We start from the raw sequence: 8,926 nt of genomic DNA on the forward strand, positions 1-8,926 counted from the left end.
GGTTAATGACCCTCTGGGTTATCTTTTGGGACTCCAAAATGTCAAGAAATACAAAAAGATGGCAGAAAATGAGGTAAAGCAATGCCTGGGACCGTAGATATAGCCTTAAGTCCTACGCAACGCTCTCACTGTCTGAATTACAATTTTTTTAAAAAAATGCTTGACAAAATTTAATTAATATGCTATTATATAATCATAAGGGATGAGGAATTAAATCCCCTTCCGATTGTAGATAGGAATCAGAAAGAAGGGATATCGCTATATCTTATTGAAAATCAAATGGTTATGCTAAATTTTGCCTTTAAATAAAGGGGAAGTTCTGTTTTAAAATCCACCCCCGTCCTACCAATCCGTAAATTTTTACTTTCGATTTATCAGAACCAAACACAGAAATTCTCGGTGAATTTTTAGAGACTGAATTCACCTATGTTTAGGAGAGATAGAAAAAAATATTTTTCGTAAACATTTTGAAAGAAAAATAAGGGATAATGAGCTTCTATCTAATTTTTCACCGAGAATTCCTGGGACCAAACAAATTTTACTTGACTTTTTTTGAAATATGCTATAGTAATATATACTATGTTAATTTACCGAAATCAGTGCTCATCTATTTATCAAATTCCTATGAGGTGAGTTAAATAGATATATCTCAATGAAGAATATAATAATACTGGTGGATAGAAGTGAAAGTGTTGGTGAAAAAAGATTAAATGAAGTCAAGTCATTATTAAAAATTTTTATTCCGTGTCTTATTTTAAATGGATTTCAAATTACTCTTTTTAGAAATTCAGATCACACTCAACCCCCCATTGGTCCTACCGATAAGGAGAATGATTTATTCAATTTTTTAGATAGTACTCAAGTAGAAAAAGTATCAATACTTTTCCCTACTTTAATAGATACAATTAAGTCAGCAGAAATGTGTCAAGATTGTAAAACTATAATTTTTATGAGCGACGGGGAAGTAGGAATTAAAGAACCAACAGATCAATGGCTTAATCAAATTAGAACAACAAATATTAAAATTTACACTTTCGGAATAGGAGAAATAAATAATATTTTTCATGATGTACTTCAAGAAATTGCAAACAAAAGTAAGGGACATTATTATCGTGGATTCCCTCTCGACATGGCTCTTCATAAATTCTCGAAAGAAATATTACACATAGATTGTCAGCTTTCATTTAGGTTGCACCTTCAACAGTTAAGAGCCTGGATAAAAGTCAAATATGATCTAAAAAAAGATAAAGTTCGGGGTGATGAAAAAAGAACTCACCGAACACAACTAGATTTTGCATCTATACCTTCTGACGCAAAAGGAATTATTTTATATGAAAATTTTCGACTTATTATAAGCAGAAAAATTCCTGGTCAGATTGGACTTATAAAAGAATTAGATAGAGAATTTGGTAGACAATTATTCAGGAGGAAAAACTTACAACTATATGTCTTTAAAACTATTTGGCCAAAGGTAACTTTTACCCAATTCGTCTATTTTTTACCTAAGAATGAGAAAAACTGTGAAATTTTGGGTGTTTTTAGTGATAGAGAATTGTGCAAGCAAGAAATCGATATCTTAGAAGATATGATCCAGGATACATAATACTAAAAGAATCTTCTCGGATAAATAGGGATTGGGGGTGATTTTAAAAAGAGAATTTCGCACAAAAATAGTGGGGGGAAAGAAAAAACAGATAGATAAAAAGACTAATAAAATCAAAGATAAATTTTATCCGAGAGCGTTCTAAAAAGTAAAGGAGGTAATCACTAAATATTAAATATGAATAGGGAGGAAATAAATGTAAAAGTAGTATATAATTTAATGGAATTTTTGGAAGAAAGATATGAGAAAGACAAGAATTGGATTGATAGAAAAGAATTATATCAATCTCCTTATTTCTCAAATCCTCATCTTCCACCCAAAGGAGAAATTGATTGGGCAATAGAAATGTTAAATGAACGGGAGATAGTTGAAACAACAAGGGGTAACAAAGTTAGGTATTGTCCTCCTCAAAATGAATTAAGATAATATCCTTATACGATATTATCTTGGAGTTTCGTTAATTTATGGTGACATTGAGGCTGTCTGAATTAGGAAAGAACTAGGGTCAAACCTTGAAGGAAAGAGCTCTGGTCAAACCTTGAAAACAGGAAAACAGAATTTAGGTGTTCTAAAGGTTTGCCCCTAAGTTCTCTCATTACTTTCTTACTTAACTACTTCTCCCGCCAATAAAGTCGAGATAACAGCAAATCCTAAGAAATAGCCGGCGTTTAACGCGACATTTTTAACCTTAATTAGCTGGTCAATTTGTTGTGCTTGCATATTGATAGTTGCCTGAGATTCAACCAATTTCATTTGAAGCTCAAGGATAGCACTTTTGAGCATCTCATTTTCTTCATCTTTAGATGAAACTTGCTGTTGAATTTTAACTAACTCACTCTCTTTTTGCTGGAGCAGGACGACTAATCCTTCATCTTTTAGTCTTTTAATCTCAAGTTCTAATTCGCTAATTTTTTGTTGATTTTTTTCCTTTTCCTTTTCCATCTCATTTATTTTCGCTTGAAGCACAGCACATAGTTGAGAAGCCTTCTCCCTGCCGATGGCTAATTTTTCTCCCGGGTAAATCCAATGTGGGTCAGTGAATATGTTGTATTGTTTGAACTTTGGCCAGAGGTAAGGCTGGCGATAATAATATCCGGCTAAGTCCCAGAGCGTATCCCCTTTTTTAATAATGATTAAATCGCTATCCTTATACTTTTGTGTGATTTTGGAGTAGGAGACTCCAGGTGTGACACTGACCATACTTGCGACTAAAATCCAGATTACTGCGCGCTTAATTTTTACCATTTTATTTCCCTCCCTTATTTTGGTAAATGGTAACTGGTGAATGGTAATTAATTACCAATTAACCGATTACTTACTTTTAATTTCGTGAAGTCCTATTAAAATGTTTAAGTAATCTATGTTATCTGTAGATTTTGGAGATTACATAGATTTCTTCTCAATACTTAATTGTCTATTCCCTATTTCCTTACGACCATAAATGGTCATTGCGCCTAAGCCAATAAAGATACTTATTATTTGAGATAGCGTAAGATGAAATACCATTTCGGGGTTATCCCCACGATACATTTCAATCATAAATCTGGCGATAGAATACAATATAAGATAGCTCAAAAATATCTGGCCAGTAAATTTGCGTTTTTGCCACAAGTAACTAAGTATAAGAAATGTAAGTAAATTAGCCAGACTGGAGTAGAGTTGAGTTGGGTGAAGTGGGGTTAAATCCAGCGGATTACTCCCTGGCATCATCACTCCCCAGGGTAATGTTGTGGGTTTCCCATAACAACATCCATTTAAAAAGCACCCAATCCTACCTATTGCCTGACCTATGGCGATAGACGGTGCCACGACATCTGCTATTTCCCAGACAGGTAATTTCTGTTTCTTTAAATACCAGATACTGACAATCGTTGCCCCTATTAATCCACCATAAAATATAAATCCATACCTTGAGAAGATTATTTGTAATGGTTGAGATTTATATTCGTCTAAATTAGTCAGGACATAAAGAAACCTTGCGCCAATAATTGAACCTATCAGGATATAAATACCTAAGTCAATAATTATTTTTGAATTCAATCCAATGTTTTTTGCCCTTTTTTGGGCTAAATATATTCCTGTGGCAAATGCCACAGCCAGCATAACACCATAGGAATAAATGGTAATTGGCCCTATCTTTAAAAATACTGGATGCATTTTGTTATCCTCATTTTAATCGTAACTATTTCACCGCACAGACACAGAGACGCACAGAGACCATTTAATTTTCTTCGTGTCCTTCGTGGTGAATAGTTACCCTGGATTTATATCTCTTACAGCTTTTATGTTATAACCACTTCTTAAAAGTCAATTTTCTACTTTCTTTCCAACATCAACATCGACTAAAATCTTAGTTCTTTATCTATCTTCAAACGCCATACGGCAAAATTGCGTATAACGTTTTCGGTGTATGCGAAGTTGCGGAGCGAAGCGGAGCAATTTGGGTGAGCGAAGCGAACCATATTACACTGTGTTATACGACGCCCGCTACTTCAATATTTGCTCAATAATCTCTGATGCATCTTGAACAAACTTTGGACAAAGAGTAGCAATGAGGTTCTTTTCTTTGGCAATCTTCATTCCTTCAGGAGTACTTATCTCACAACCAAGTAACTCTCTACATGCAATTGATCTATTGCGAGACTTAAATTTGTCAACAAATTCCCTAACGAGGCTGTAAGTTTTCTCTTTTGTTTGCTCATCTTCAACTCTTGTCTTTCCATATTTAAGTCCTATCACCATAAACGCGCCGGTTACCGCTCCACAGATTTCACCCATGCGACCCATTCCACCTCCGAAAGCTCCAGAAACCTTTAAAGCCATTTCACGATTTAGACCAAAATCTACTCCGTAAGTTGAGAGCAATGCTTGGGAACAACTGAACCCTTCTTTAAAGCAAGAAACCGTGCTTTCAACCTTATCCATCTTTCGAACCTCTAATTTTTTAAGTGGGTGTCGTCTAACGGTTTGCGGATAAAAGAAGTTTGCCGATAGGCGAATTTGGGGAAATCTCTGATTCCTTTTTATCCGCTGTTAGGCGAAGTCTCGATCAATTTACCACAATTTATTATCTCGTTCATTTTATCCCCTAAAGCCAGTTTTTGTTTTACATGACAAACATGACATTAAAACCTATTTTTTGTCATTATTGTCATTTCCCGCTTTAAATAATCTTATATAAGCTCGAAACATCTTATCTGTAACCTCATACTTCCCCCTTTCTACTTTACTTAATAACTTTTTACTCACCAATCGTTGGAGGTATTTACCAATATTACCAGAGCTGATTCTACTGCCTGTTTCTGAAAGAAGTTGAGTTATTTCCTGTTTCGTCAAGGGTGTTTCTTGAAAGGAAAAGACTTTAAGCACCTCTGCCTCTCCTTTACTTGCTTCATTAAACCAGTGGTCAAATATCGCTGTTCCTAAATCCACTAAAGTATTCTGTAATGCCTTCTCCCAAACTGCTAAATCAACTTTATCTACTATCTGAGTCTCATATAGATTTCTGCATAATACCTGCATTTCAAAAGGATGACCATGAGTATAAAGATATACCTTCTCAACTACCTCTGGTGAAAAAGTAACACCTGTATTCTCAAGGGTCTTTTCTACTGTATAAACTAACTCTTCCTTTGATAGAGGAGGAAGGTCTATCTTAGAAAGAAAATATCTACCTATAGGGTGATGTCTCTTTAAGCTAATAAATTCATTCCACTTCTCAGGAAGACAGGTAATTACAAATAATATCTTTGTCCTTTTAACAATGGTTTCATTGCTTAAAACTTGTTTAATAGTAGTTAAAATCCCTGAGATAGGCTCAAAGTAATGGGCATCATCCAACATTACTACCATTAATTTCCCTTTATTTTTCTTTATATCTTCCCACAGACTCAAAAGCGTATCATAGAGAAGTCCTTGAGGCTGTAATTTCAATTTAGATAACTCTCGACTATATTGAAATCCAGTACCCACAATAGTAATTCCTAAACCTGTAAGCTGCTTAGTGAATCTCTCTAATTTAGAACTTGTAAAGGGTAAATCCCTAAATATTCCCTGGATGATGCATTCAACACCATCTAAGACAGTACTATCCTTCCCAAACTCATCCAATGGAACTATAGAGGCAATGTATCCTTTCTTTTGAGCTAACATCTTAAACTCTCGCAATAGCATAGTCTTACCAATACCCCAATCACCTAAGACTAAGAAATGGTCACAGACAGATTCTTCAGCTTCCTTGAAGTTTATTCTCAAAGAATCTCAACTCCTTAAATCTTCCTCCAAATACCTTTGGTTCAACACCTGTTTTGGGACAGAACGGATTTATCTTCTGCACCTTAGTCCTGCTTTCTAAGATGGCATTCTTAATTATTCTTCTAAGTTCATCATAATTTATCGGTTTATCAATAAAATCATAGACTCCTTCTTTAAATGCTTCTCTGGCTAACTTTGAGGTTCCATAGCCAGTAACCACAATTATCTGGGTACGAGGACTACTCTCCAATATCTCCTCCATAACCTTTAAGCCGCCCATCTCCGAAGACTTTAGTCCTGGCATCTTTAGATCTATAATCACTACATCATAAGTCTGTTTCCTTATCTTCTTAATAGCTTCAACAACGGTATCAGAGGTTTCAATGAGGTAGTCCTTACTTTCCAACTCTTCCTCATAGACCTCTAATTGATCCCTATTATCCTCGACAATCAAAAGGTATGCTCTATCTGGCATTTATTTCTCCTCAGCTATGGGAAAACTAATGATCATGGTTGTTCCCTTCCCTTCTTGAGTTTTAACTGAGATACTTCCATTGTGTCGCTCAACAATTCTCTTGGTAAGATATAGTCCCAACCCAGCTCCCCTCTTCTTAGTAGAAAAATATAACTCAAAGACATTATCTAAATTTCCCTTTGGTATCCCCACTCCAGTATCACTGATTTCAATATTTAGATTTGTTCCCTTCTTTTCAGCCTTAATTAAAAGCTCTCCACCTTCTGGCATTGCCTCTATACCGTTATTTATAACATTCACCAAGACCTGTTCAATTTGGTTTTTATCTATGATCAATTTTGGCAACTCAGGACCAATATCTATTGTTAATTTAACATTGGAAGGGATTCGATACTCAAATAAACTGATTATATCGTCCAAAACTTTCTTTATATCTGTTTCGGTTGGAGTTGGTTTCCCTTCTAATAATAAACCTCTTAGATTATTTAATAATACATTACAATACTTAGCGCTTCTTGATAATCGTTTATACTTCTTTATATTAGAATCATCTTCAACTTTTTTATCTAATAACCCCTCAGAGGTTGAATTGATAATACCAATCTCAGTAGTAAGAGAATGGGTTATCCCTGCAATTATATCACCAAACTCTGAAAGTGTCATTGACTCCGGATGGTCTTTTATTCTTTGCTGGGATGTCTGTTTTAATCTATCATATTGTTTAGTAAGAAAATCAACTTTTCTCTTTAATCCGATATTTTCTGCTTTTAAACTATCTCTTTTCTTTAAGTTGATATGTTGCACACACTCTTCAATACTCTTAACTAATTCTTCAATACTAAATGGCTTTCTAAAAAAAGCAAAGGCACCTTTTCTCATGCAAGATTGAAAAATTTCATCAGATACACATACCGTTGAAATTATTACTTCAATATGTGGATATTTTGATTTTATCTCATCCAATAACTCTCTTCCAGCTTCCCTCACGAAATCTTCATCTTTTCTTATTGGCATAATAATATCAGTTATAACAATATCAACTTCCTCTTTTTCTAATATTTTAAGGGCATCAGTCGGATTTGTAGCAGTAAAAACTTTATACCCCTCCTCTTCCAACTCATGGGTTAATATTGTTAACCAAATAATATTATCATCCACTACTAATATCTTCTCGTTAATTTTAAATCACCTCTTGTGTCAGATTCTTCTTATGTTCCTCATGCTAATCTATATCAACCTTTTCAAATCGCCATTAGATTGCAATCTTTGAGGTGGATATTCTCTTCCCGCCCATTAAATTAATCGAGATTTCGCCTAACTTGTTTATAAACGAACTTGTTCCTCTATACTCCCAATTTGGCATGATAGACGAAGTGTTTCCACCTGTGCGGTTAAATGTAAAATGAAAATGTATAACTGAAAGGTAATGAGTCTTGCGAAGTACTAAAATTTCCCATTTTTCATTTCCTATTTTACATTTTACATTTATTTTTCCTTTGCGTCTCTGCGATGAATTAGTCTAATCGCACAGGTGGAATTATTTCTATTTCTCTTTCTTAGTTAATAATAACATAAAAACCCCAATACAAATACTTGCATCGGCTAAATTAAATGCTGGCCAGCGATAATCTTTATATCCAATATCTATGAAGTCAATTACACCGCCGACTGAGAGCCTATCCCATAAATTCCCCATAGCACCACCTAAAACCAATCCAAAGGCACCTGCTGTCCAATAATTTATAGATTTAAGCCTGAATAGTAAGAATACAATTATCCCGATAATCAGCGTGGTTGTAACGACCAACAATTGTCCATAATCAGCCAGAAAACCAAAGGCTATGCCTTCATTTTGTATATAAGATAAAGAGAATATATCCTGCCAGATAGGGATAGTTTCTCCTTCAGACATAGTTTGTTGAACAATGAATTTAGTTATCCTATCTAATATTAAAACAATAGTGGCAATTAGAATAGTGGCACAGTTCTTTTTCAATCTTTTTAATATTTTACCTCCATTACAGAAGACAGAGGTCAGATTTCTGACCCCTGTCTTTTAATCTTCTTTCTTCTCTCCCCTCTTTTTACAATCAATACACAATCGGGCATAGGGCATAGCCTGGAGGCGTTCTTCGTTAATTGGGCGATGGCAAGATTCACATATTCCATATTCGCCTTTTTCTACCCGGTAAAGTGCCTCATTAATTTCATATAAGATGTTGTTCAGATTATTGGCTAATCCGGCATCTTTATCGCGTTCATAGCTATCAGCGGCAACATCTGCCATATGAATTGAGTAAGCAGATAAATCTCCAGAGGCATCGCGTTGGGAATTCCGTAAATATCCCTCCTCCACAAATTCTTTTTCTTTTTGATGAATTTCTCGTAATTCGAATAATTTGGTTTTGTATTGTTCTAATTTTTCTTTTTCCATTGTGGTAATCTTCCTCCTTACTTTATGGTCCATTTACCATGCGAGACCACTTTAATACATCGTTCACAGAGAGTTGGATGTGCGGTAAAACTTCCAACTGCCTCGCTGTAATTCCAACAACGACTGCATTTACTCCCTTTAGCCTTTTTTACCTCGACTT

At 34.9% G+C, this 8,926-nt stretch carries 11 protein-coding genes; 2 read left to right on the top strand and 9 right to left on the bottom strand.

From position 1 onward, the window contains the following. Positions 1–652 precede the first annotated feature (652 nt). Both AB1414_10535 and AB1414_10540 read left to right on the top strand, forming a co-directional pair. On the top strand, positions 653–1,603 hold the full coding sequence (locus AB1414_10535) for a vWA domain-containing protein (GenBank protein MEW6607867.1): 951 nt from the start codon (positions 653–655) through the stop codon (positions 1,601–1,603). A 177-nt stretch (positions 1,604–1,780) separates the two neighbouring features. Further along, a complete protein-coding gene (locus AB1414_10540) occupies positions 1,781–2,029 on the top strand; it encodes a hypothetical protein (protein MEW6607868.1) in 249 nt (82 codons plus the stop codon). A 177-nt stretch (positions 2,030–2,206) separates the two neighbouring features. Here AB1414_10540 and AB1414_10545 read toward each other — a convergent pair whose 3' ends face one another. The 9 genes from AB1414_10545 to AB1414_10585 form a co-directional block, all read right to left on the bottom strand. Further along, a complete protein-coding gene (locus tag AB1414_10545) occupies positions 2,207–2,848 on the bottom strand; it encodes a LysM peptidoglycan-binding domain-containing protein (GenBank protein MEW6607869.1) in 642 nt (213 codons plus the stop codon). Between the two features lie 138 nt (positions 2,849–2,986). Continuing rightward, complete coding sequence (gene lgt, locus AB1414_10550; protein MEW6607870.1) at positions 2,987–3,760, bottom strand: prolipoprotein diacylglyceryl transferase; 774 nt, start codon at positions 3,758–3,760, stop codon at positions 2,987–2,989. Between the two features lie 330 nt (positions 3,761–4,090). After that, positions 4,091–4,528: a C-GCAxxG-C-C family protein gene (locus AB1414_10555; protein MEW6607871.1), complete on the bottom strand. Its 438-nt coding sequence runs from the start codon at positions 4,526–4,528 to the stop codon at positions 4,091–4,093. Between the two features lie 207 nt (positions 4,529–4,735). After that, positions 4,736–5,857 carry a hypothetical protein gene (locus tag AB1414_10560; protein MEW6607872.1) on the bottom strand — a complete coding sequence of 374 codons (1,122 nt, stop codon included), beginning with the start codon at positions 5,855–5,857 and terminating at the stop codon, positions 4,736–4,738. Beyond that, the gene (locus AB1414_10565; GenBank protein ID MEW6607873.1) at positions 5,832–6,332 is read right to left on the bottom strand and encodes a response regulator; all 501 of its coding nucleotides are present in this window, start codon (positions 6,330–6,332) and stop codon (positions 5,832–5,834) included. The genes AB1414_10560 and AB1414_10565 overlap by 26 nt, the downstream gene beginning before the upstream one ends. After that, positions 6,333–7,490, bottom strand: a complete 1,158-nt coding sequence (locus AB1414_10570) for an ATP-binding protein (protein ID MEW6607874.1) — start codon at positions 7,488–7,490, stop codon at positions 6,333–6,335. Positions 7,491–7,875: 385 nt separating this feature from the next. Next, on the bottom strand, positions 7,876–8,328 hold the full coding sequence (gene lspA, locus AB1414_10575) for a signal peptidase II (GenBank protein MEW6607875.1): 453 nt from the start codon (positions 8,326–8,328) through the stop codon (positions 7,876–7,878). A gap of 60 nt (positions 8,329–8,388) precedes the next feature. Further along, complete coding sequence (locus tag AB1414_10580) at positions 8,389–8,766, bottom strand: TraR/DksA C4-type zinc finger protein (protein MEW6607876.1); 378 nt, start codon at positions 8,764–8,766, stop codon at positions 8,389–8,391. Between the two features lie 17 nt (positions 8,767–8,783). Next, a partial coding sequence (locus AB1414_10585) for a zinc finger domain-containing protein (protein ID MEW6607877.1) occupies positions 8,784–8,926 on the bottom strand: 143 nt, incomplete at its 5' end.

The organism is bacterium (genome assembly GCA_040755795.1).
Classification (GTDB): Bacteria; UBA9089; CG2-30-40-21; order CG2-30-40-21; family SBAY01; genus JBFLXS01.

What these genes read in the sequence shown, in the direction of transcription:
- lgt (MEW6607870.1), bottom strand. Translation starts at nt 3,760, where the DNA reads ATGCATCCAGTATTTTTAAAGATAGGGCCAATTACCATTTATTCCTAT.
- AB1414_10580 (MEW6607876.1), bottom strand. Translation starts at nt 8,766, where the DNA reads ATGGAAAAAGAAAAATTAGAACAATACAAAACCAAATTATTCGAATTA.
- AB1414_10545 (MEW6607869.1), bottom strand. Translation starts at nt 2,848, where the DNA reads ATGGTAAAAATTAAGCGCGCAGTAATCTGGATTTTAGTCGCAAGTATG.
- AB1414_10535 (MEW6607867.1), top strand. Translation starts at nt 653, where the DNA reads ATGAAGAATATAATAATACTGGTGGATAGAAGTGAAAGTGTTGGTGAA.
- AB1414_10555 (MEW6607871.1), bottom strand. Translation starts at nt 4,528, where the DNA reads ATGGATAAGGTTGAAAGCACGGTTTCTTGCTTTAAAGAAGGGTTCAGT.
- AB1414_10565 (MEW6607873.1), bottom strand. Translation starts at nt 6,332, where the DNA reads ATGCCAGATAGAGCATACCTTTTGATTGTCGAGGATAATAGGGATCAA.
- AB1414_10540 (MEW6607868.1), top strand. Translation starts at nt 1,781, where the DNA reads ATGAATAGGGAGGAAATAAATGTAAAAGTAGTATATAATTTAATGGAA.